The organism is Lacticaseibacillus thailandensis DSM 22698 = JCM 13996 (genome assembly GCF_001312865.1).
GTDB classification, from domain to species: domain Bacteria; phylum Bacillota; class Bacilli; order Lactobacillales; family Lactobacillaceae; genus Lacticaseibacillus; species Lacticaseibacillus thailandensis.
Genome location: NZ_BBER01000001.1, coordinates 352,031 through 374,314, shown reverse-complemented (window position 1 = coordinate 374,314; position 22,284 = coordinate 352,031). Strand labels below are relative to the sequence as shown.

20 protein-coding genes, 4 pseudogenes and 1 riboswitch are annotated in these 22,284 nt (G+C 54.5%); of the genes and pseudogenes, 1 reads left to right on the top strand and 23 read right to left on the bottom strand.

Going from position 1 to position 22,284, the window contains the following annotated elements; genetic code table 11:
• Positions 1-32: 32 nt before the first annotated feature.
• The 19 genes and pseudogenes from rpsA to JCM13996_RS01805 form a co-directional block, all read right to left on the bottom strand.
• A pseudogene (gene rpsA, locus JCM13996_RS01875) lies at positions 33-1,315 on the bottom strand (30S ribosomal protein S1).
• A gap of 103 nt (positions 1,316-1,418) precedes the next feature.
• Positions 1,419-2,114: a (d)CMP kinase gene (cmk, locus tag JCM13996_RS01870; RefSeq protein ID WP_054749380.1), complete on the bottom strand. Its 696-nt coding sequence runs from the start codon at positions 2,112-2,114 to the stop codon at positions 1,419-1,421.
• 95 nt (positions 2,115-2,209) lie between these two features.
• Positions 2,210-2,704, bottom strand: coding sequence for a LysM peptidoglycan-binding domain-containing protein (locus JCM13996_RS01865; RefSeq protein WP_162205155.1), 495 nt, complete (start codon positions 2,702-2,704; stop codon positions 2,210-2,212).
• Positions 2,705-2,738: 34 nt separating this feature from the next.
• Positions 2,739-2,867 (bottom strand): hypothetical protein, encoded by a 129-nt coding sequence (locus JCM13996_RS12205; RefSeq protein ID WP_263848836.1) that lies wholly within the window; start codon positions 2,865-2,867, stop codon positions 2,739-2,741.
• Positions 2,868-2,915: 48 nt separating this feature from the next.
• Positions 2,916-4,157 carry a RecQ family ATP-dependent DNA helicase gene (locus JCM13996_RS01860; protein ID WP_263848835.1) on the bottom strand — a complete coding sequence of 414 codons (1,242 nt, stop codon included), beginning with the start codon at positions 4,155-4,157 and terminating at the stop codon, positions 2,916-2,918.
• Entirely contained in the window at positions 4,157-4,369 is a 213-nt protein-coding gene (locus JCM13996_RS12200) for a DEAD/DEAH box helicase (protein ID WP_263848834.1), read from the bottom strand. The genes JCM13996_RS01860 and JCM13996_RS12200 overlap by 1 nt, the downstream gene beginning before the upstream one ends.
• Positions 4,359-5,306 (bottom strand): helix-turn-helix domain-containing protein, encoded by a 948-nt coding sequence (locus JCM13996_RS10285; protein WP_156321811.1) that lies wholly within the window; start codon positions 5,304-5,306, stop codon positions 4,359-4,361. Before JCM13996_RS10285 ends, JCM13996_RS12200 begins: the two co-directional genes overlap by 11 nt.
• Positions 5,307-5,564: 258 nt before the next feature.
• Positions 5,565-6,155, bottom strand: a complete 591-nt coding sequence (locus tag JCM13996_RS01855) for an ECF transporter S component (protein WP_054749378.1) — start codon at positions 6,153-6,155, stop codon at positions 5,565-5,567.
• Positions 6,156-6,259: 104 nt separating this feature from the next.
• Positions 6,260-6,385: riboswitch (FMN riboswitch) on the bottom strand.
• A 52-nt stretch (positions 6,386-6,437) separates the two neighbouring features.
• Positions 6,438-7,159: pseudogene (locus JCM13996_RS01850) on the bottom strand (pseudouridine synthase).
• On the bottom strand, positions 7,160-7,765 hold the full coding sequence (scpB, locus tag JCM13996_RS01845) for an SMC-Scp complex subunit ScpB (protein WP_156321810.1): 606 nt from the start codon (positions 7,763-7,765) through the stop codon (positions 7,160-7,162).
• Between the two features lie 2 nt (positions 7,766-7,767).
• Positions 7,768-7,950 (bottom strand): hypothetical protein, encoded by a 183-nt coding sequence (locus JCM13996_RS13080; RefSeq protein WP_156321809.1) that lies wholly within the window; start codon positions 7,948-7,950, stop codon positions 7,768-7,770.
• A complete protein-coding gene (locus JCM13996_RS01840) occupies positions 7,947-8,495 on the bottom strand; it encodes a segregation and condensation protein A (protein WP_156321808.1) in 549 nt (182 codons plus the stop codon). Before JCM13996_RS01840 ends, JCM13996_RS13080 begins: the two co-directional genes overlap by 4 nt.
• A 3-nt stretch (positions 8,496-8,498) precedes the next feature.
• Positions 8,499-8,813 (bottom strand): N-acetyltransferase, encoded by a 315-nt coding sequence (locus JCM13996_RS01835; protein WP_225353404.1) that lies wholly within the window; start codon positions 8,811-8,813, stop codon positions 8,499-8,501.
• Positions 8,814-8,893: 80 nt separating this feature from the next.
• Complete coding sequence (gene xerD, locus JCM13996_RS01830; RefSeq protein ID WP_054749376.1) at positions 8,894-9,775, bottom strand: site-specific tyrosine recombinase XerD; 882 nt, start codon at positions 9,773-9,775, stop codon at positions 8,894-8,896.
• Positions 9,776-9,781: 6 nt separating this feature from the next.
• Positions 9,782-10,663, bottom strand: a complete 882-nt coding sequence (locus tag JCM13996_RS01825; RefSeq protein ID WP_054749375.1) for a S1-like domain-containing RNA-binding protein — start codon at positions 10,661-10,663, stop codon at positions 9,782-9,784.
• Between the two features lie 264 nt (positions 10,664-10,927).
• Positions 10,928-12,693 (bottom strand): annotated as a pseudogene (pyk, locus tag JCM13996_RS01820) (pyruvate kinase).
• Positions 12,694-12,754: 61 nt separating this feature from the next.
• Positions 12,755-13,714: a 6-phosphofructokinase gene (gene pfkA / locus JCM13996_RS01815; protein WP_054749374.1), complete on the bottom strand. Its 960-nt coding sequence runs from the start codon at positions 13,712-13,714 to the stop codon at positions 12,755-12,757.
• A 113-nt stretch (positions 13,715-13,827) separates the two neighbouring features.
• The gene (locus JCM13996_RS01810; RefSeq protein WP_054749373.1) at positions 13,828-14,217 is read right to left on the bottom strand and encodes a hypothetical protein; all 390 of its coding nucleotides are present in this window, start codon (positions 14,215-14,217) and stop codon (positions 13,828-13,830) included.
• A complete protein-coding gene (locus tag JCM13996_RS01805) occupies positions 14,168-17,134 on the bottom strand; it encodes a DNA polymerase III subunit alpha (protein WP_054749372.1) in 2,967 nt (988 codons plus the stop codon). The genes JCM13996_RS01810 and JCM13996_RS01805 overlap by 50 nt, the downstream gene beginning before the upstream one ends.
• Positions 17,135-17,328: 194 nt before the next feature.
• Between JCM13996_RS01805 and JCM13996_RS01800 the strand changes: the two genes are divergently transcribed.
• On the top strand, positions 17,329-17,523 hold the full coding sequence (locus JCM13996_RS01800; protein ID WP_054749371.1) for a YjzD family protein: 195 nt from the start codon (positions 17,329-17,331) through the stop codon (positions 17,521-17,523).
• Positions 17,524-17,615: 92 nt separating this feature from the next.
• Here the strand turns inward: JCM13996_RS01800 and JCM13996_RS01795 are convergent, their stop codons facing one another.
• From JCM13996_RS01795 to clpB, 4 genes and pseudogenes are all read right to left on the bottom strand, one after another.
• Positions 17,616-18,392 carry a hypothetical protein gene (locus JCM13996_RS01795; protein WP_054749370.1) on the bottom strand — a complete coding sequence of 259 codons (777 nt, stop codon included), beginning with the start codon at positions 18,390-18,392 and terminating at the stop codon, positions 17,616-17,618.
• Positions 18,393-18,563: 171 nt separating this feature from the next.
• Positions 18,564-19,130 (bottom strand): DUF1836 domain-containing protein, encoded by a 567-nt coding sequence (locus tag JCM13996_RS01790; RefSeq protein ID WP_054749369.1) that lies wholly within the window; start codon positions 19,128-19,130, stop codon positions 18,564-18,566.
• A gap of 129 nt (positions 19,131-19,259) precedes the next feature.
• Positions 19,260-19,448: a 50S ribosomal protein L32 gene (rpmF, locus tag JCM13996_RS01785; RefSeq protein WP_054749368.1), complete on the bottom strand. Its 189-nt coding sequence runs from the start codon at positions 19,446-19,448 to the stop codon at positions 19,260-19,262.
• A 76-nt stretch (positions 19,449-19,524) separates the two neighbouring features.
• Positions 19,525-22,129, bottom strand: a pseudogene (clpB, locus tag JCM13996_RS01780) (ATP-dependent chaperone ClpB).
• Positions 22,130-22,284 lie beyond the last annotated feature (155 nt).

The window sequence follows — 22,284 nt, the reverse complement described above, 5'->3', positions numbered from 1 at the left end:
ACGTTTACGTATCACTAATAACCTAGTTAAGACTACTTGTTGTCGTTGTCCTTACCAGCATCCTTAAGAGCATCACCTAAGATGTCACCCAGGGAGAAGCCAGAGTCATCCTGCTGGTATTCAGCCGGAATGTTCGTCCGACCACCATTACCGCCACGACGACCGCGGTTGTTGCCACCGTTGTTGTTACGACGAGGACGGTTGTTACCACGCTCCTCTTCGTGAGCACCTTCTGGGGCTTCAGTCAGGGCCTTGATGGACAAGCCCAGACGGTGTGCGGATGGGTCAACAGAAAGTACCTTGACCTGCACTTCTTGGCCTTCCTTTAGCACGTCAGCTGGAGTACCGATGTGTTCGTGAGAAATCTGGGAAATGTGAACTAGACCCTCAACACCAGGGAATACTTCAACGAAGGCACCAAAGTTAGTCAGACGACGCACAGTACCAGTCAATACAGAATCAACTGGAGCCTTTTCTTCAATACCATCCCATGGTTCAGGCAACGTGGCCTTGATGGACAGGCTGATCCGATTGCGATCTGGATCCAGGTTCAATACCTTAACCTTAACGTCCTGACCGACCTTCAGCACATCACTAGGCTTGTCAACGTGGTCAAAGGAAATCTGCGAAACGTGAACCAGACCATCGACCCCGCCCAAGTCAACAAAGGCACCAAAGTTAGTCAAACGTGCAACCTTACCGTCAAGCACATCACCAGGCTGAATCTTCGCAAAGATTTCCTTGCGGGCTTCGGCCTTCTGCGCTTCCAAAACGGCACGGTGCGACAAGATCAAGCGGTTGTCCAGTGGTTCGATCTCAATGATCTTGAACTCCAGTTCCTGACCTTGGTACTGCTTGAGTCTTCGACAAAGTGATCAGCAACCATCGATGCTGGTACAAAGCCACGCACACCTGCGTTAACAACCAAGCCACCCTTAACTACAGAGGTGACAGGTGCAGTAATGGTCTCGCCGGCGTCCGACTTGGCCTTCAATTCGTCCCAAACCTTCTTCGATTCGAGGCGGCGCTTGGAAAGCAGGAACTGCCCGTTTTCCTTATCCTTACCAATCTTGCTAATAATAACCAGATCCATCACGTCGCCGACCTTGGCAACATCGTGGATATCTTCGATTGGCTGGGTACTTAATTCTTTAAGTGGCACAACCCCTTCCACGCCGGTACCTTGGATGCCCACCGTTAACTGCTTGTCCTCAATTGCCAGAACTTCACCCTTAACGGTATCACCAACATTGACCGTTTGAACGCTGTTCAGAGCGTCCGCCATGGTTTCTGGGTTTACGCTGTTTTCACTCATGCCAAAAAAAATCCTCCTTAACGACTATCATCAAATGCCAGTATACATGATACGCAGCACTTTTGCCAACTTTTCAGGGATAGTTTTTTTTAATTATTGTAATTTATTTTGGGGACCCGGACTGTTCACCGGCTTTTTGCCCCAAGCGTTCATCATGTAAGCGCAATATTTCGGCTACCACCGCGTCAATCGACATGTGGGTCGTGTCGATACGTACCGCATCCTCAGCCTGCTTCAACGGTGACGTTGCCCGGGTTGAGTCCTTGTGATCCCGAGCCGCAATTTCTTCTTCAAGCACTGACACTGGCACGTCAATCCCCTTAGCCTGGTTGTCCAGAAAGCGTCGACGCGCCCGTTCAGCCACGCTCGCGACCATGAACACTTTGAGTTCTGCGTGCGGTAGCACCGTCGTCCCGATATCCCGGCCATCCATGACGATGTTGCCCGCAGCGGCAATATCCCGTTGGCGTTGTGTCAGGTCCGCCCGCACTGCCGGAATTGCGGCCACGGCGCTAGCGTTATTAGTCACATCTTCTTGGCGAATGGCCAGCGAAACGTCCTCACCATTCATCAAGACCTGCTGACCGGTGGCAGTTGGCTTAAAGTCGATCCGTAACTGCGGTAAGCGCGCCGTAATCGCTGCAGCATCGTGGACATCGATGCCGTTACGCAAAGCCATCAGCGTAACCGTGCGGTACATCGCCCCCGTGTCACAATAAATATAGCCTAGCTTGGTCGCCACTAACTTCGCGATGGTGCTCTTGCCGGCACTTGCCGGACCGTCGATTGCAATCTGCATTTGTACTTACATTCTCCTTTAAAGTTAAAAAAAATACCCATAGAAATGGGCCGGGGCACACGGCCACAGCCCAGCAACGCCACTCATTGATTTGACTACTTGACTTTCAGCACCTGACCCGGCGTGACGGAGGTACTAGAACCCATGCCGTTCAACGCCTGAATCTGCGACAACGTCATGCCGTGGTTGGTGGCAATGCGGTAAAGGTTATCGCCAGCCTGAACGGTATAAGTACCCGCCGCGCTGCTAGAACTGCTGGAACTCGAACTAGCACTACTACTGCTACTCTGCGCGGTACTAGTACTAGAGGCACTGGTAGCTGCCCGGCTACTTGCCGCGGCAGCTTTACTACTGGACTTGGCCGACCGCGCTTTAGCTATGCTCGCCTGCTTGGCACTACTGCTCTTCTTAGCGGCTGCCTGGCTGCTCGCCCGGGACGAACTCGCGGCCTTGGCTTCACTCCGACTGCGCGCCTTGGTACTCGACGATACGGACAAACTAGTCGAGTCCTGCGAATCCGCCGAATTTTGCATCCGCTTATCGACCGCCATCCAAATGATCGGCACCAGTAGAATAACAATCAAACCCACCGTGATTGACCACGTCAAGACGGAGTTACCATGACTACGACGGCGTTTTTTTTACCCGTGAGTAGTTACCCTCGTCGTCTAAATCGTCGTCAAACTTGGTGTTCCATGGTTCTTGGGGTTGGTTTTGCTGGTTATCGTGCTTATCCTTGGGTGTCTGGGCCACGGTCACCGCCTCCTCTTTCTCTTACTGCTATTGTCATTTTACCACAGTTTATTCTTGCGCCTGGGACTCAACGTTAAAAATCTCACTAAATACTGCCCGCCATCCCTGCGGTGCAGGCCGCGATAAGGACGCAGTTACAGGTGCCTGGCCCATCGCGTCAATCACTGCCGGCGTGACGGACCCACAACACCACTCGTCATCGTGCGCAACGCTGGGGCTATCAAAGTGCCGTAACCACACGCTACGGTGACAGTGCTGGTCATCAATAAACGCAATCATAGCGCTAAACCCAGCCACGCTTTCCGTTTTGCGGGCCTGTAGCTGCGCCCACACTTGCTCAGCCGTAAAGCCGAGGTGCTGATAAGACAAAATCAACTGGACCTGCGCGTCGTCCATCCTCATGAAGGCCTGCGGGTGCGCGTACACACTGGCAATGGTGTCCCGGTCGGGCATAGCCTCAACGTGCTGCCGTGCCGTCGCCAGGTCCGCAGGTGTCAGTAGCAATTCCGTCACGCTGCGTCGGCCATCCCGGCCCGCACGGCCAATGGCCTGCGAATAGTCCTCCAGAGATTCCGGCACGAACATGTGTACAACTAACCGCACGTTAGGTTTATCGACCCCCATACCAAAAGCACTGGTGGCGCATAACACGTCCAAATCACCCTGAATGAATTGCCGTTCACGCAACGTCCGGCTGTGAGCATCCAGCCCGGCATGGTAGAACGCCGCGTGGTAACCGGTCGTCTTGGTGATCTGCGCGGCTAGTTCCTCCGTCTGCCGTTTGGTACCGCAGTAGACCAAAGTAGGGCCGTGGACCGCATCCAGCAGCTCAATTAACCGGGCCACCTTTGCTTGTGGCCGCAAGACTTGCTCGACCCCTAAGAATAGGTTGGGCCGGTTCACCGAACCAATGTAGGTCCGCGCGTTTGGAATCCGTAACTGGGCCAAAATGTCCGCCTGCACCTGCCGTGGGGCCGTAGCTGTCAGCGCCAAGACCGCAGCGGGCTGCACCCGCGCGATCACGTCACCTAAACGCAAGTAGGCCGGGCGAAAATCCGGGCCCCACTGGGAGATACAGTGCGCCTCATCGACCACAAACAAACTCACAGCCAGGTTACGTAACCGTTGCACGACGTCAGGACGTTGCAACATCTCGGGTGCAATAAATAAGAAGCGGAACCGGTCTAAATCACGGAGTATCTCGTTAAAGTCTCGGGAATCCAGCGTCGAGTTTAATGCTACCACGCGGCGCTCACCCGCCGCCTGTAGCCGGGCGACTTGGTCACGCATTAACGCCAGCAACGACTCGAGACAATCGTCAGACCACCAAGCAGCCGGCCCGGCAGTTGGTAACACAACGTTTTGCCACTACCCGTGGGCAACACACCCAAAACGTTGTGCCCCGCCAAAACGTTTGTAATAATTTCACGCTGACCCGGACGAAATGTAGCAAAGCCGAGCTGCTGTAACGCTGCATTAATTTGTTGCTCGTCAATCACCATGACCCTGCTCCCTCCGTACACAAGCGACCTGCGCTAACCGAACTTGTAGAAATGACGCGTCTGGGACCAGCGCTTGCAGTTGCCGGTAATCGTGCGCACCGCCAGCCCAGGCAGACACCAATTGTTGGGCCAACGCCTCCGGCAGTAACACGTGCGTATTCACGGGTAGTCCCCAAATGGCAGCCGCCTGAATATGTTCATTAATGGTACTGTCCTTGCGCCGCAACCGGCGGGCGACCGTGGGAATATCCAGCCCTTGGTTGACTAATTCCAAACTCTTTTGACCTAGTGCCGGGAGCGGATTAATGGGCCCGCCCCACAATGCAGTTAACAAAGGAAAGTGATCTGGCTGACGGTGTAGCACGTGAATCAGGGTGCCCACAGCATCTAGTAACTGCCACCCCCATTCATCACTCGTTAATTCAGCACTCCCCGCAAAGTCGTGACCTACTAACCGGGCAGCCAAAAAGTCAGCTTGCGCCGGCGCCATGGCGGCGAAAGCGTCGGTCAACTCCGTCACCACCGCCTGATAATCGTGGCCATACTGGCGGTACCACCGCTTGATGGCCCGCTGCACGGACCACTCGGAACTGACGGGCACGTATGTATTATTGTCGAAGCTGGCCTCCGAAACCACCTGTACGGCCAAGAAAAGCCGGTCAGCAAACTCGGTGACATTTAGCCGAAAATCGTAGTGGCTCGGCAAGGGGTGGTGGTGCGCACTGGCCACCTGCTGCCGCGCGCCCGTTACCGTTATCTCCACATCGGGGCCGACTGCCCGCAGCCATCCAGCCGCCTGCAACCGCGCCACGGAGCGTAAAAAGTCGTCCCGTCGTAACGTGGGCATCAGGTTTAACCACTGCAATTGGTTGCTGACCAGAGCCGCGTACAACGTCGAAATCGTCTTCTTCCCCGTCAATAAACTCAGGACTGACAAGGGCCGACGCGCATGGTGATCAAAAAAACTGGATCAAGTAGTCATTCAGCATGCCGGTAGCCTCCCTCCTAGCACCCAGTATACCGTAAATCCAGGTAGCTTCGGTAGAACCGTCGTCTGAGTAACACACTAAATTGCCACTACCGACTGCAAACCATCAGTATCACGACAATGGTTTTTCACCCCGCCAAGCAATTAAAAAAAAGCCGCTCAGTAGCGGCCTTGTCTTGCTATTCCGAAATTTTTAAAACTAGTAAACTATCGTACTACCGTCGAATCATGGCGATTATGCTGAATCCAACCGTTCAACGGCCGCGCCACGACAGCGGTAATCACTGCCAACAGCACCCCTTTGATCAGGTTAAACGGTACCACCCCAATGACAATGTACTGCGCCAGGGACACCCCCAGCTTGAAGTTCAATACCGCCATGTAGACCGGAATGAGCACAAAGTAATTCATGATCGACATCACCACGGTCAGCAACACGACTCCCAGGACCAAACCAGTCACGAGGCGCCGCCACGAAAACTGCTTGCGCACCGTCAATCCCACCGGAATAACCAGCGCACAGCTAGCGAGGAACGCCGCCACGTCGCCCACCAAGTTGACCGCGCCACCGCCGGTCAGGACGAAGTGCACCAAACTACGAATGAACGCCACGCCTACACCACCAACCGGCCCATACAGCAAGGCACCAATTAGTACCGGCACATCGCTACCATCCAGCTTCAGGAACGGAAAGGCCGGGATGATCGGCACCGCAAAGTTCATTAATACGAACCCAAACGCCGACAGGATGGCGATACCCGCCATCCGGTGAATACGGGTACTGGCAACATTATTCATCAGAAAAACCTCCAGGCGGTTCGCCCCGGAGAGACCGCCATGCTGACAAAGAAAAACCGCCATCACAAGGATGACGGGTCTTTTTGTCAGGACAGCAAAAAGAGTCCCATCTTCTTCCATCTAGACTTTCACTATCGGCCTTGGAATCACACCAAGTCGGTCGCCACAACCGTGACGAGTAGCGGGCTATTACCGCCGGTCGGGAATTGCACCCTGCCCTGAAGACGAACCAGTTTATTTAATTACCAATTAATAGTAACATGTCGCAATATAATTACAAGCCTATTTAGCTAACTCTTTCAGTTTGGCCACTTCTTGGTGGGTCAACTTGCGGTAATCGCCTGCTGACATGCCCGCCAACGTTAACGGGCCAAAGGCTTCACGCGCCAATTTAATGACGGGGAAACCAACCTGCTTCAGCATCTTCTTCACCTGGTGGTTTAACCCCTGGTGAATCGTTAACTCCACAATGGCGGTCCGTTTACCGCCGTTATCGCGGGACAAAATTTTGACCTTCGCCGGCGCAATTTACGCCCGTCCACCGTCACGCCTTCACGTAGCGGTTGCAACTGCAGGTTAGTTGGAATTCCCTCCACTTTGGCCACGTAACGCTTATCGATGTGGTAGCGCGGGTGCATCATCAAATTGGCAAAATCACCGTCGTTGGTCATGATCAGCGCGCCCGAAGTGTCGTAGTCTAAGCGCCCGACCGGGTAGACCCGTTCACGCACATCCTCAAAGAAGTCCGTCACAACTTTGCGCCCCTTGTTGTCTGTCACCGCAGTGATTACTCCACGCGGCTTGTACAGGAGAAAGTACTGCAGTTTCTCCTTGCTTAACGGCACGCCGTTGACGGCCACCTGGTCGCCGGTATCCACCTTGGTGCCCAACGTGGTAACCACCTGTCCGTTGACCGTTACGTGACCCGTGGTAATTAGCTCCTCAGCATGGCGCCGGGAAGCGACCCCTGCATGGGCAATCACTTTTTGTAGTCGTTCAGCCATTTACTTCTCCTCCGTGGGCGTACCGTCCGTACTAGTCACACTGGTAGGCTCACCATCAATATCTTCGCGTCCAAACAAGTCCAACGTTTCTGGATCCGGTGTCCCCGTCGTTGGTAATGGCGGCAAATCATCCAGGCTGCGTAACCCAAAGTAGTCCAGGAACACGTCCGTGGTCCGGTACATGATCGGCCGCCCCGGTGCATCTTTGCGCCCCGCTTCAGCAATAAGCTGCCGGGTCACCAGCGTTTGTAACGAACCCGAGCTCTGCACCCCGCGGACCTCATCAATATCGATCCGTGTGACCGGCTGCTGGTAAGCAATGATTGCCAGACACTCCAGCGCGGCTTTTGACAGGCCAGTTGCTGGCGGACCCTGAAAGTACTTCTTGAGGGCCGAGGCCGTCGCGGGCTTCGTCAGCATGTAAAACCGCTCTCCCGACTGCTGGATGAACAACCCTCGCTGCTCATCGGCCGCCATCTGGTCAGCCAACGTGGCCACCTGCTGCCGCGTGGCCGCCACACTGACACCAAGAATCTCGGCCAAGGTGTGTAGGTCCACTCCGTCTTCACCAGCAGCATACAATACTGCCTCTATTACTCCCAGCAAGCTTATGCCGCCCCCTTCAAGTACACGTGAATGGGCTCCGTGGGCCCGGCTTGCGTACAAATAATCGTGTCCGTTTTCATCATTTCTAGTAAGGCTAAAAAGCTCGTAATCACCGCAGCCACGTTATGACCATCGATCAACCGGGTAAACTCACAATCACCAAGTTCTTGCAGCTGATTATTCATCGCCGCGATAGTCTCCTCAATGGTCGCACTGGCCTCCGCTTCAATGTGGCGCACGGCAGTAGCTGCCGTTGCACCCGCTGGACGACCGCCGCCACGGCGCGCTGAAAGTCAATCAGCTTGACCGCACCGGGCGCAAGTGGGGCCGTCACGTCGGCTGGGGGTAAGGAAGCGGGTTTGGCAAACGAGGCACTCCGCTCAACTTCCAAATCACGCAACTGGCCCGCAGCTTCTTGATAAACCTGATAATTAAGCAGTTGCTCAACCAACTCCGTGCGCGGATCGTCAACGACCATGTCGTCACCAGGCTCTGGCTCCGGTTCGGGCAACAACATCCGACTCTTGAGGGCCATCAAACTGGCGGCCATCACAAAATAATCACCAGCAATATCCAGGGCATTATCCTGCATGGCCTGCAGGTACTCCAAATACTGACCGGTAATTTGGGCGATGGGAATATCGTAAATATCCAGTTTGTCTTGCTTAATGAGGTGCCACAATAAATCAAGTGGCCCCGCAAAATCCTTCAATACAATCGTTAACGCCATGCGCTATTGTTCCCTTCTGTGCTCCTCCCACCGCATAATGAGCGGCGTAGTCTCTAGAGAGCCCATGATGCGGCGCGCCCCCACGAGGGCGGCCAGTTCATCCAACACTGTGTTGATGGTCTCCTGATTCCGCAAAGCCGGGGCTAACTGCAGGTGGCGGACCAACACGTAGCCATCACCATCTTCGATCCCCACCACACCAGAAAAATCATCATCCGCGTCTTTGTACAGGTACAATTGGTGCCCCGCATCCTCAGCGAATAACTTCAATTCGGCCTGCAAATTGCTCAGGACCTTCAAGTCAGGTTCAAACGACAAGAAACCCATCGCAATTTTTTTGGTAGTCGCGTTTATACTTTACTAACATAATTTCACCTAAACCTTACTGTTATCCGCCGTTAGCCGCGCGGATGGGTGGCGTGATAGACCTCCGCCAGCCGGCCGTTCGACAAGTGCGTGTATAACTGCGTGGTACTAATGTCGGCATGACCCAAAATTTCTTGGACCACCCGTAAATCGGCGCCATTCGCAAGCAAATTAGTCGCAAAGCTATGGCGTAATGTGTGTGGCGTCACGTCTTTGTCGATCCCCAAATCAACAATGTACGCCTTCAGGTTCTTCCAAATTCCCTGGCGTGTGAGTTGACGACCATGAAAGTTAAGGAAGACGACGTGGGGATCGGTCCGACGAAGTAATTGCGGTCGGCTGTCCTCGAGGTAACGCCGCAACCAGGTAGCGGCTTGCTCACTGATGGGCACTAACCGCTCTTTATCGCCCTTGCCGATAACCTGGATCAGGTGCATGTCCAAGTGTAACTGGTTCATGCTCAGGTTGACCACTTCTGACACCCGCATCCCGGTCGCATACATCACCTCAAAGATGGCGCGGTCACGCAACCCCAGCGGTTTGTCCACGTCAGGAGCGGCCATCAGTTGGTCAATTTCCGCCATGCTCAGGACGGTCGGTAGGTGCCGGCCCGGCTTGGGGGCATCGATCAAGTCCATGGGGTCGTTAGTCACGACGCCCTGGCGCCCCAAGAACCGGTAAAACTTGCGCAGCGCTGATTGTTCGCGCGCCATACTGGTCGCAGCGAGCGTTTCGGCTTCTGACGTCAGGAACGCCACCACCGTGGTCCGTTCTTCCGGCACGGTGGTGATGTGCTGTTGGGTTAACCACGTGGCGTACCGGTGTAAGTCATTGCCGTAACTGATGCGGGTATTGTCCGCCAAGCCACGTTCCACGGCCAGGTAGTGTAAAAAGTCGGTAATCAAATCATCCATGACGCATCACTCCTTGGTGGCCGTGTCGTCATGTGGTAGTAGTTCCACGTAACCATCCGTTTCGCGCACGCGGCGAACCTTTAACAGGTGTCCCAAAGCCCGCTTGAACGCCCCCTTACTGATGTCGAGATGCTGACGAATGACCGCCGGATCACTCTTATCAGTCAGTGCCAACCGTCCATCATGACTGTGTTGCAGGACCGCCAGCAGCATCGCCGCATCATCATCGATGGCTTCGTACGCCCGTGGACGCAATGAGAGGTTCAAACCGCCATCCTGGCGGATACCGATTACGCGCGCGTGCAGTACCTGGCCCAAGCGCGGTTCCGCATCACGTTCACTCGGATGGATAAAACCCAAATAATGGTCATCAGTGAACACCAACGTGCCCGCCAACTTCAAGCGGTAAACGGTGGCGGTAACGTCTTTATTCTTCATGTCATCATGGGCAATGTGTGCCAACTGCGGGAAGAAGTCCGGTGAAGCCAGCTTGCCCCACATACGGTGCTTTTTGTCCAGTTCCAACCGGACCATTAACTTATCGCCACGGGCTGGCCACAAGCGGTTCTCCAACGGGAGGTCGTCCAAACTGACCACCACGTCCTTGTCCGGTAAACCGACATCCACAAACACTCCCAGATCCCGCCGCACCTGCACGACGGGGCAAAAAGCATACTCCGACTCACTGATAGCCAACGGCTTGGTGGTCATCCGGGGATCGCGATGCTCGTTTTCGTAGGCAAAGCCAGTCACATCACTCCCCAGCGTGGGCACGTCAGTAAACTCATCGCGCGCCACCGCCATCGTGATGCCCTGATACTGCACATACACGTACTCGTCATTGCTATCCGTCACTTTACCAGTAACTGTCTGTCCGTTAAAATCCATTATTTTCTCCTTATTTGGCCAGGGCTTACGGCCACCCTTGGTTGCCCCGACGCACTGCAGGATGCGTGCGTCGTAAGGCTTTCTTAATTGTTAGTTTACCACCCCTGCCAGCCATTGACCATGTCAACGCACCGGAAAGGGGTAATGGCCATCCTGGGGACTCACCCGCTACCCCAGAACTGCCTATGTATAACCCAAAGGGGTGCAACACACCAAGTGTGTCACACCCCTCGAGTTTGAAAACATTATTTGATGGTTACACCATTAGATGGCGTTCGTAGCACCCTTGTAGACGATACCACGACGGGAATCAACGGTGATGACCTGACCATCGTTGATGACAGTCGTTGCGTCATCGGCGCCAACAACCACTGGGATACCCATAGCGATACCCACAACGGCAGCGTGACTAGTCAAACCACCGGCTTCAACAACCACGGCAGCAGCCTTTTCGATTGCTGGCAGGTAGTCCTTGTCGGTCGTCTTAGTAACCAGGATGTCACCCTTCTGCATCTTCGAAACAGCTTCGCTTGCAGTCGTAGCAACAACAGCCTTACCAACAGTAGTCTGGTCACCAACGCCAGAACCCTGGGTCAGCTTAGAACCAATCAGCTGAACCTTCATAACGTTGGTCGTACCAGTTTCACCAACTGGCACACCGGCAGTGATCAGGATCAGGTCACCTTCTTCAGCGAAGCCCAATTCCTGGGCCTTCTTCGTGGCAACATCGAACATGTCGTCAGTAGAAGATGGCTTCTCGATGATTTCTGGGACAACACCCCAGTTGATCATCAAACCACGCTGGGTCTTTTCGCTGAAGGTCAAAGCCAAGATGTCAGCCTTTGGACGGTACTTGCTGATCATACGAGCCGTGTAACCGGAGTTAGTAGCGGCAACAATGGTCTTAACGCCCAAGTTACGAGCGGTGTGAGCCACTGCCTGGCCAACAGATTCCGTGACGGACTGGTTGGAGTACTGCTTCAAAGCGTAAGCATCCTGGTCAACCATGGCCTTTTCAGTGTACTCGTCGATCCGGGCCATTGCGGCAACGGATTCAACGGGGTAATCACCGTTAGCGGATTCACCGGAAAGCATCGTTGCGTCAGTACCATCGAAGACGGCGTTAGCAACGTCGTTAACTTCGGCACGCGTTGGACGAGGGTTTTCCTGCATGGAGTCCAGCATCTGGGTAGCAGTGATAACGGGCTTGCCCAAGGCGTTGCACTTCTTGATCAAAGACTTCTGCACTAATGGCACGTGTTCGAATGGAATTTCGACACCCATGTCACCACGGGCAACCATCAGACCATCGGAAACCTTCAGGATGTCATCAATGTTGTTGATACCTTCCTGGGATTCGATCTTAGGGAAGATCTGAACCTGTTCCTGGTGCTTTTCTTCAAGCAGTTCACGAATGTCCAGAACATCCTGTGGCTTACGAACGAAGGAAGCAGCGATGAAGCTGATACCGTTGTCCAAACCAAAGCGAATGTCGCTGGCATCCTTTTCAGTGATACCAGGCAGGTTGATAGCAACACCAGGGGCGTTAACACCCTTGCGGCCACCCAAGACACCATCGTTCTGAACCTTGGTAACCAGTTCACGGTGTTCGTCATCCTTTTCGGTAATCAGAACGTCGATCAAACCATCGTCAAAAAGCACGTGGCCACCAACATGGGTGTCATCGTACAGACCAGGGTAAGTAACGGCAATCTTGTCCTTAGTACCTTCCAGAGATGCATCCATGGAGATACGAACCACATCACCGGTGTGGAATTCAATCTTGCCATTAGGCGTGTTCTGAACGGTCGTACGGATTTCGGCACCCTTAGTATCAAGCATGATACCAACGGTCTTACCAGTAATCTTCTCGCTTCGTGAACCATGTTCATGCGGGCCAGGTGTTCTTCGTGGTCACCATGAGAGAAGTTGAAGCGGAAAACGTTGGCACCAGCCTCAATCAACTTAACGATGATATCGGTCGTGTTGCTAGCAGGTCCAAGCGTGCTGACGATCTTGGTCTTTTTCATAAATGAAAAATCTCCTTTTTTGCAAAAATGTTTTTAAACAGTGTTACCAGAATTAAGTTAACTAAAACGCGAGCTCTTTTGCAACCTTGTAAACGTCCATTTCGGGCTCGTGCTTAGCGTCGAACAAATCAAGCATGTTGTGGGTAACCAGCTTGTTGTTCTGAATACCGATGGCCAGGCCACCCTTGCCCTCCATCAGGAGTTCAACGGCGTAGCTACCCATCCGCGAAGCCAATACCCGGTCAAAGGCAGTTGGGCTCCCACCACGCTGCACATGACCAATGGTCGTGGCGCGTAGCTGGAAGTCTCCATATGGCTTCAACTTGTCGGCAAACTCAGCAGCGGTCATGACGCCTTCAGCCAGCACGATAATGGCGTGCTTCTGGCCGCGGGCACGACTACTCTTGAGCTTAGCGGCCACTTCAGCGACATCAAAATCCTTTTCAGGAATGATCACGTCCTCCGCGGCACTCGCAACCGCTGCCCACATAGCGATGTCACCAGCATTACGACCCATCACTTCCACGACGAAGGTCCGTTCGTGGCTAGCAGCCGTATCGCGCAGGTTGTCCATCGCGTGGACAGCAGTGTTCAAAGCAGAATCGAAACCAATCGTGAAGTCCGTGTACGGAATATCGTTATCGATTGTCCCCGGCAGACCCATGGCGTTGAAACCATGCTCGTTCAGGCGCAGTGCACCATGGTAGGAACCATCACCACCGATAACAACGATTGCGTCAATACCAAACTTCTTGAGTTGCTCCACACCCTTTAACTGCACGGGTTCCTGAGCAAATTCAGGGAACCGTGCAGAATAAAGGATGGTCCCACCACGGTTGATAATGTCATCAGCCGTGCGGGAATCGATCCGGAAGATATCACCAGCCAGCAGGCCGGCAAAACCGTAGTTAATGCCGTATGCTTCTAGGCCTTCGTGCTCAGCCTTACGCGTTACGGCACGCACCGCGGCGTTCATGCCCGGAGCATCCCCACCGCTGGTCATAATACCAATGCGTTTCATCTTTCCACCTCACGTGAATTTCTGTGGGTCAAAAACCTCAACCCCAAACAAAATCAGTCTACCACTTTTCAGAAATAAAGTCGCCAGCAACCGACACTTTTCTCAAGAGAATCTTACTTTTGTCGTAACGGTCGGGTGACCACCGCATCCGTACCCAGAACAGTCCGCAATTGGTCTAGCACGGCAGCCGTAACCGCTAATGATTGGGGCCGTTTAGTTGGCAGCCGGTGTCCATCAGCTACGAGCACCACTGGACTAGGTCCGCGGTGAGTGGCGATGATTTCCGCCACCTCCGCACGCAACGCGACGTCCGGTTGCTGTCCAAGGTTCAGAAACACAATTTGGGGTAAGGCAGCCCGCGCCGCAGCAATCGGAGTGAGCGAATTGGCAATGATGGCGGGTCCGTCGTCGCGCTCACGCCGCTCACCTTTGCCCCGTAACAAGTACACCGCGTTAGTGGTCAGTGGCTGCGACTCCTGGTAAGTGCGCGGAAAGACGGTCACGTCCGCACTCCCGGTGCCGTCCTCGACGGTCAAAAAAAGCCATCGTCAACCCTTGTTTGGTTTTGATTTGCCGCACAGCCGTGATTAGCACCACCACGGCCACGTTACGCCCGATGCCCACTTGGTTCAGCGCAACCGCATGAGTACCCGCAACCACATCAGCGTACTGGCTGGTAGGATGGCCGTTCAGGTAGTAACCCAAAACGCTAGCGGCCATTGCATCATCCTCGGCGGTCGTGCTGGGCGTTACCGCCACCGGCTTAGGCCATAAGTTTTTGAGCAGGTCCGCATCCCCCGCGGCCAAGTCTACCGCGGTCAGGACGCCCTCCAGCTCGGCCAAGGCCACGGCCCGGTTAGTTACCAGCCGGTCCAACGCTCCCACCTGAATCAACGGCGCAAGCACTTTGGCGTCAAGCCACTGCGCGGGTAGGCGTAGTAGCAAGTCTGCATATGACTGGAACTGGCCGTGCGCCTGCCGCTCGTCAACTAGGGCCGCCACAAAGTCACGGCGCAACCCACGGACGTTGCTGAGGCCCACCCGAATCGCCCCTTTGCGGTTCAGGTGGAACCCCCGTCCAGACCAGTTGACATCTGGGCCCAGTACGGTGACCCCAGCATGCCGCGCCGCGTTGATCAGCGTCCGCAACTTGGTAGTATTACCCAAATTACGGTTACATTGCGCCGTGTAAAATGCTGCGGGGTAATGCACTTTGAGGTAGGCCAACCAAAAAGCCAGCTTACCATACGCCACCGCGTGACTGCGATTGAAGCCGTAACCGGCAAAACGCTCAATGTCGGCGTACACCGCAGTGGCGTCGTCCGCGCTCAGCCCGTGCGCCTCCGCTCCCTGAATAAACCGGGTACGCCCAGCATCGATTTTTGCTTTATTTTTCTTACTCATCGCCCGCCGTAAATCGTCGGCGGCCGCCATATCAAAACCGCCAATAGCGCTGGCCACCTGCATAACTTGCTCTTGGTAGACGATGATGCCATAAGTGGCATCCAAAATTGGCGCGAGCAGTGGCGTTACGTAAGTTACCGGCTGTTCCCCGTGCATGCGGGCCGCAAAGTCGTTGATGTACTCCATTGGTCCCGGCCGGTACAAAGCCGTCGTGGCGACCACGTCTTCAAAGCCGCGGGGCCGCACTTGCCGAAGCACGCGCCGCATCGGCGCACTTTCAAACTGAAAGACGCCGAGAGTATCACCCTCCTGGAATAATTTCAGTGTGTCGGGATCATCGAGGGGAATCTGCTCTGGGTCAAAGTCGTCGCCGGCTTGACGCCGCACGTACAACAAAATCTGCGCCAATAACCCCAACGTACGCAGACCCAGTAGGTCGATTTTTAACAGTCCCAGGCGTTCGACCACCTCTTTGGTACCCTGTGTCTGCTCACCCGAGCCCGTTGGCAACGTCTGCACAGCAATGGTCTCCACCAGCGGCGGCCGGGACAGCACTACGCCGGCCGCGTGGGTCGTAACGTTCCTGGGAATCCCCGTCAGACGACTAGCCAGGTTCAACGTGGTCGCCACCGTCGCACTATCCGCCCGCATGTTGGCAAGTTGCTGGGAACCTTGGAGCGCGGCGTCAATGGTCTCGGCACCACTAGGTACTGCACCCGCAATAGCATCCACTTCGTGTTGGAGTCGCCCGAGCACGCGTCCGACGTCTCGAATGGCCTGCTTAGGCCCCAGTGTCCCCAACGCCATAATTTGGGCAAAGTGGTCAGTGCCGTACCGCGTCCGGACGTAATCAATCATTTCGTCACGCCGATCATCCTGGATGTCCAAGTCAATATCGGGCATTTGGCCCCGGTTCGGGTTCAGAAACCGTTCAAACAGTAAGTGGTAATGCAGCGGATCCACGGTGGTGATGCCCAAGGCAAAGGCGACCAAGGACCCGGCGGCGGACCCACGCCCTGGGCCGGTCAAAATGCCCCGCCGGTGAGCCTCCTGAACAATGTCTCCCACAATCAGAAAATAATCATCGAACCCCATCGAGCCAATCACGGCCAATTCGTGGTGCATGCGCTCCTGGTAGTCACCAGGAATATCATCCCGACTGCTGACCTGCAAACGACTTTGCAATCCGGTCCACGCTAGGCGCGCCAAGTATTCACCCGCCGGTAACCCATCCGTGTCCGGAAAAGCTGGCAACTGAGTGCGCACGACGGGAATATCTACCGTGCACTCTCCCGCTAGTGCCACCGTGGTCGCAACCAGTGACGCCATGTCTGCGGCAACAAATGGTGCGGCCGCCGCATTCATCTCGGGCAGGTCGTACGCACCCGGACCACCGTCGGCCTGCAGGTCCACTCGCTCACCGGCACCAATTGCCTGCAAGACCCGGGCCGCCAAGGCATCATCAGGATCGCGGTAGCGGACGTCACCCAGAGCCACAGCGGTCAGGTGGTGCACCCGCGCAAAGGCGGGCAGGTCGGAAGCCAAAGCGGACGCCGGAATGCCGACAAATACCTGGTCAGGATGGTGGCTTTGTAGCGCACTGACGACGTTCCAAGCGGTGTTACCATCACCGGCAGTTAACGCGGCCATCATGCGCCCCGTGGCGGTCGTCACGGCCACTAAACCGTTCAGGTCACCAATATCGTCAATACCAGCGACTTGGTTCGTCATGACCTGGCTACTGAGCCGCATGAGTTGGGCGTACCCCGCCTGGGAATGGATCAGCAAGATACAATCAGTCCCATCCCCTAACCGTAGTGTCATACCTAAAAGCGGTTTGAGCCCCCCCTTTTTGGCGGCATCATAAAACGGCACCAGATTATACACCACGTTGACGTCGGTGATCGCCAACGCGTGATAACCCCGCGCGGTTGCTGCTGAAATATACGCCTGGACGCTGGTCGGGCTCTGCAAGATACTACCGCTCGACACCACTTGTAGTTGTACAAACTCCATGTTGCCACCTCAACCATCATTATAACGAACCCCACGCTGGCCTGCACTACGCTGGGTTAAATGGTGGCCCTAGCTAACGATTATTAACAAGACTCATGACAAAGGTCGACTTTCACACCCCATTTTCAAAGTTGTGCTTGCAACGACCAGACGCAGTGCGTTAAGATAGCGACAGTTAGAAAAGAGGGATTGACATGCGCTTTGTAACAGCCATTTTCTGGGGCGTGATTTACGGTGAAATCACCGGGTTTTTAGCCGCCTCATTGACGAGTTCGACTTTCCAGCCCGTCCAGTCACTGATTATCAGTGCCGTGTTTGTCGTGTTGTTGGTCTTCCTGCCACCATTAATGGAACATTTTTCGGGCACCAGTAAGAGTACGACTAAGTAATGCGTGCTGACCAACCGGCCGTGAGCCGGTTTTAATTTACCCTGAAACACCAAAAAAAGCGGCTCATCACTGAGTCGCTTTTTTTTCATAGTCTATTTAGTGATATATACGTAGATATCGCTCGTCGAGAACCCGACGTTAAACTTCACGCCGTTACTCTTGATCGTCTTCATCGTCGTTTGACTATCCCTCTGGTCCTTAGTTTCCTTGGCAAACTTTTTCATCACCGTTTTGGCGTTGGCACCAGCTGATGTCCCCAGCAGGGCCAACGTTGTCCCAAATTGCTTAGCGTCAGCCTTGTTCTTCATCGCCTTAACGGGAATGATCATGGTGTAACCCATCAGGTGCTTACCATCTACGTTGGCCCGGACGCGCACCACACCGTGTTTCATGACTTGGTGCACGCCGTCGCTCACGTGACTAGGCAGCTGCTGTGACTTAGTCGCGTTGGTGGCCTTCGTCATCAGGGCCTTGACCGTAGCGGCCGCCTGCATCGTGCTGGCCTGCTCAGCTGGCGTCATCGTGGCTAGGCTGGCTTTGGTTGGTGCCTTAAAACTGGTCACCTGCTTCTGCTGGGCCGTGGTCAAACTGCTCAAGGCCACCGCCATGTTATACTTATTGGCCGCCTGCTGGTAATCAGCCAGTGGCGTCGCGGCCGTGACCGTAACGGTCCGCTTCAGGTCGCCCGCCGTAATGCGCACGCGCTGCTTGCTGGCGGTGATGGGAACGGAAAAGGCAAAGGTACCGCTGTTAACCTTCTTGGTGCCCTGCTGGTTAGCTGCACGGTAGTGAATGTGCTTGCTGCTAGCCTCACCCTTAATGACTGCGACCATGCCACTCTGGTGGTACGTGCTTTTGGTGGTGGTCAACTTATTTCCGCAAGCAACCAGCACCATGCTCAAGGCCAGGGCGCTAATTGCGGTTAATATTTTTTTTCATGAGTGAAATCATCCTTTATTAAAAAGTTACGCACCTTAATGTACCCCACCTCAACACCCACGACAAGTGTAATGTGACTCATTGTCACAATTCACCTGCAACTACTTGGCTTTTTCCTTCTTGGCCTTCTTCGATACCTGCCGGGGCGACACAATTTCAGTCATCGTTTCCACTAACATTTTCTGCAAAACGGCGTTGATTGCTAGTTGCACCATCGCGTTCTGCACGTTGGTGGTGTCCTCCTTGTTCACGGCATTGATCACTACCTCACCGGTGAAATCGGAGTTGGCCTGCTGAATTGCCCCCGCAAAGTCCAAGATGAAGGCGTCGTATGCCTGACTAGGCGTCCGGTTGACCAGCTGGTAGCGGATCCCGTCCGCAATCGTATCCAGCGCAAAGACAGGTTTGAGAATAGCAATCACGATGATGTTGGCCACCTGCGCCCGAGTATATTTCTTCTTGATTGGCGCCTTAATGACGCCCTTCTTCACGTAATTATTAACCATGGTGGCCGTCAGTTCTCCCATCCCCGTCGGCGCCGTCAAGTCATTGACAAACTGCAAAACCTGGTCCATGTACAAGTCAAACTGGGGCAGGTCCGCCCACCGGGGCCAATTGGCCCGCGCCAACTGGTTCAAATAATCGGAAAACGCTTTGTTGTCGGTCATAATAATCCTCCCAAAAATGACACAAGCACTGTTACACCTCGTCTCTAATACTAGCACATGTCATCATCACTGGCAGAAATTTGCGCAACAAAAAAAGCCAACCTCACAGAAGTTGACTTAACTGTTTAATTACGCGTTGGCGTCACTCTTGGTATCAACAACCTGCTTGCCCTTGTAGTAACCGTTGGGGGAAACATGGTGGGATACACGGTATTCACCGGTCGTGGCATCAAAGTGCAAGTTAGGAACACTCAACTTGATGTGTCCACGACGCATGCGCTTCTTCGTTTTGGAAGTCTTACGTGCAGGAACTGCCATGATTATAAACTCCTTTTTATTGGTATTCCAATATACTATACCGGAAAACCATTATTTTGCAAGGCGCAGCGCTCAATTACGCTGGGTTTGGCGCTGTCGCTGAGTCCTCGAAAGTTAGTTTACCATCTTTTACACCCACTGTCACCGTGCTTTCAGGAACAATTTCACCAGCAATCAGTTTTTTTGGCCAGTGGGGTCTCCACTTTGGTCGTAATTAACCGCTGGAGTGGCCGCGCCCCAAATGCTGGTTGGTAACCTTCATCACCCAACAAATCGACAGCCGCCTGACTCAACTTCAACTGCAAATCCTGTTCAGCCAACCGGGTCCGCAACCCGTCAATATCCTTAACCACGATCCGCTTAATATCGTCCGCACTCAGTGGGTTAAACATGATGATATCGTCGATCCGGTTAAGAAACTCTGGCTTGAACCGGGTCTGAATCAGCTTCCGCACCGCCGCCCGGGTCGCATCCGTGATGCCGCCCTGGTTGGCCGCGTCCAGCAAAATTTCGCTGCCCAGGTTCGAAGTCATAATGATAATCGTGTTCTTGAAGTCGACCGTGCGGCCCTGACCATCCGTCAGGCGCCCATCATCAAGGACCTGTAGCAAAATGTTAAACACGTCTGGGTGGGCCTTCTCAATTTCGTCCAGCAAGACAATCGTGTACGGATTCCGCCGCACCGCTTCGGTCAGTTGACCGCCCTCCTCGTAGCCAATATAACCCGGAGCTGCGCCGACCAGCCGCGACACGTTTTCTTTTTCCATATATTCGGACATATCGATCCGCACCATGTGCTTTTCGGAGTCGAAGAGGTTCTCGGCCAACGCCTTGGCCAGTTCCGTCTTCCCGACCCCGGTAGGACCGAGGAACAAGAAGCTCCCCAGCGGACGGCTAGGATCTTGCAACCCGGCACGAGAACGGATCACGGCATCGCTCACCGCGGTCACGGCGTTATCCTGCCCAATCACCCGCTGGTGGAGGTTGTCGGCTAAGTGTAACAGCTTCTCCCGGTCACCCTGCACCAACTTCGCCACGGGAATGCCCGTTTGCCGACTAATGACGGCGGCAATTTCATTCGGGGTCACTGATTCCTGCACCAACCAGGTATCGGGCCGCTCCCGCTGCTCGAGCTCCGCCAACTCCTTTTCCAGTTGGGGAATGGTACCGTGCTGTAACCGCGCCGCCTTTTCCAAATCGTACTTAGCTTGCGCATCCTCCAACTCGTGCTTGGCGTGCTCCACCTCAGACTTCTTGGCGTTGAGGGCGTTGATCTGCTGCTTCTCGGACTGCCACTGGGCGTTCAGCCGACTGGTCTGTTCCTTGACCTCGGCCAAGTCCTTTTCCGCCTGGGCTAAGCGCTGCTGGCTGGCCTTATCGGTTTCCTTTTTCAGCGCCGCTTCTTCAATTTCCAGTTGCATTTGCTTACGCTGCGCCACGTCCAGTTCGTTCGGACGGGAATTCATCTCCACGTTGATGTTGGCACTGGCTTCATCGACCAGATCGATGGCCTTGTCCGGCAAGAACCGGTCGGTAATATAGCGGTTCGACAACGTCGCCGCGGCCACCAGCGCGGCATCATGAATCCGCACCCCGTGGAAGATCTCAAAGCGTTCTTTGAGTCCCCGCAAAATGCTGATGGTGTCCTCTACGCTAGGTTCCTGAACCAAGACCCGCTGGAACCGCCGCTCCAAGGCTTTGTCCTTCTCAATGTTTTCGCGGTACTCATCCAGCGTGGTCGCACCAATGAGGTGTAGCTCCCCACGAGCGAGCATGGGCTTGAGCAAGTTGCCGGCATCCATGGAACCCTCGGTCTTGCCGGCGCCCACGATGGTGTGAATTTCGTCAATGAACACGATGATTTGGCCATTAGCACGCTTGACCTCGTTCAGCACCGCCTTGAGGCGTTCCTCAAACTCGCCCCGGTACTTGGCGCCAGCAATCAGGCTCCCCATGTCTAAACTGATAATGGTCTTGTCCTTGAGGTTATCCGGGACATCCGCCTTCACGATTCGCTGGGCCAAGCCTTCAACAATGGCCGTTTTACCAACCCCAGGTTCACCAATTAGCACCGGATTGTTCTTCGTTTTCCGGGAGAGAATGCGGATCACATTCCGAATTTCCTCATCACGACCAATAATTGGGTCCATTTTACCGCTGCGCGCCTCGGCGACTAGGTCCGTCCCGTACTTCTTCAAGCTCTGGTAGGTATTTTCGGCACCCTGGCTGTTGACGTGCTGACCACCGCGCACCTGGTCAACCACCTGGCGCAACTTTTTCGCCGTAACCCCGTTCTTGGTCAAGTACTCCGTGATGGGAGAATACTTTTGCTGCATCAGGGCGAGCAGCAGCGTGTCCGTCGCAATGTACTGGTCACCCAATGCCTGCCGTTCACGGTCGGCGTCCTGCATTAACTGGCTGAGGTTCTGACTCATACTTTGCCCGTAATTAGCCACACCCTCGACCACTGATTCTGCGTCCAGCGCTTGGTCAATTACCTGGTTCAAGCCGGTCACATCCACACCGGCCTGCTGGTAGATCTGCGTAGCTAATTCATTTGGCTGTACCAACACCTTCCACAAGTGGGGAATATCGATATCCTGGTGGTGCCGGGTCTGCGCCACCTGCTGTGCAGCGCCAATTGCCTTCGTCACGGCTTCAGTTAATTGTTCTGGATCCAAACGTCTCGCCCCTTTCGTTGAGGACATTTTACCACGCCCAGCCCCCAAAGGTCAAAATTGGTCAAAACACAATATCACCGCTCGCCAACCTACTCACCCGCCAGGCCATCAACGCAAAGTGGCGAGCGCCGCCAGCTACTGACGGACAACTCACC

Bases quoted from the DNA above. Each gene is read 5' to 3' on its own strand.
- JCM13996_RS01800 (WP_054749371.1), top strand. From the start codon at position 17,329: ATGCGCTTTGTAACAGCCATTTTCTGGGGCGTGATTTACGGTGAAATC.
- pfkA (WP_054749374.1), bottom strand. From the start codon at position 13,714: ATGAAACGCATTGGTATTATGACCAGCGGTGGGGATGCTCCGGGCATG.
- JCM13996_RS01855 (WP_054749378.1), bottom strand. From the start codon at position 6,155: ATGAATAATGTTGCCAGTACCCGTATTCACCGGATGGCGGGTATCGCC.
- xerD (WP_054749376.1), bottom strand. From the start codon at position 9,775: ATGGATGATTTGATTACCGACTTTTTACACTACCTGGCCGTGGAACGT.
- cmk (WP_054749380.1), bottom strand. From the start codon at position 2,114: ATGCAGATTGCAATCGACGGTCCGGCAAGTGCCGGCAAGAGCACCATC.
- JCM13996_RS12200 (WP_263848834.1), bottom strand. From the start codon at position 4,369: ATGGTGATTGACGAGCAACAAATTAATGCAGCGTTACAGCAGCTCGGC.
- JCM13996_RS13080 (WP_156321809.1), bottom strand. From the start codon at position 7,950: ATGAATAATCAGCTGCAAGAACTTGGTGATTGTGAGTTTACCCGGTTG.
- JCM13996_RS01840 (WP_156321808.1), bottom strand. From the start codon at position 8,495: ATGGCGTTAACGATTGTATTGAAGGATTTTGCGGGGCCACTTGATTTA.
- JCM13996_RS01805 (WP_054749372.1), bottom strand. From the start codon at position 17,134: ATGGAGTTTGTACAACTACAAGTGGTGTCGAGCGGTAGTATCTTGCAG.
- rpmF (WP_054749368.1), bottom strand. From the start codon at position 19,448: ATGGCAGTTCCTGCACGTAAGACTTCCAAAACGAAGAAGCGCATGCGT.
- JCM13996_RS01790 (WP_054749369.1), bottom strand. From the start codon at position 19,130: ATGACCGACAACAAAGCGTTTTCCGATTATTTGAACCAGTTGGCGCGG.
- JCM13996_RS01825 (WP_054749375.1), bottom strand. From the start codon at position 10,663: ATGGATTTTAACGGACAGACAGTTACTGGTAAAGTGACGGATAGCAAT.
- JCM13996_RS01860 (WP_263848835.1), bottom strand. From the start codon at position 4,157: ATGCGTGACCAAGTCGCCCGGCTACAGGCGGCGGGTGAGCGCCGCGTG.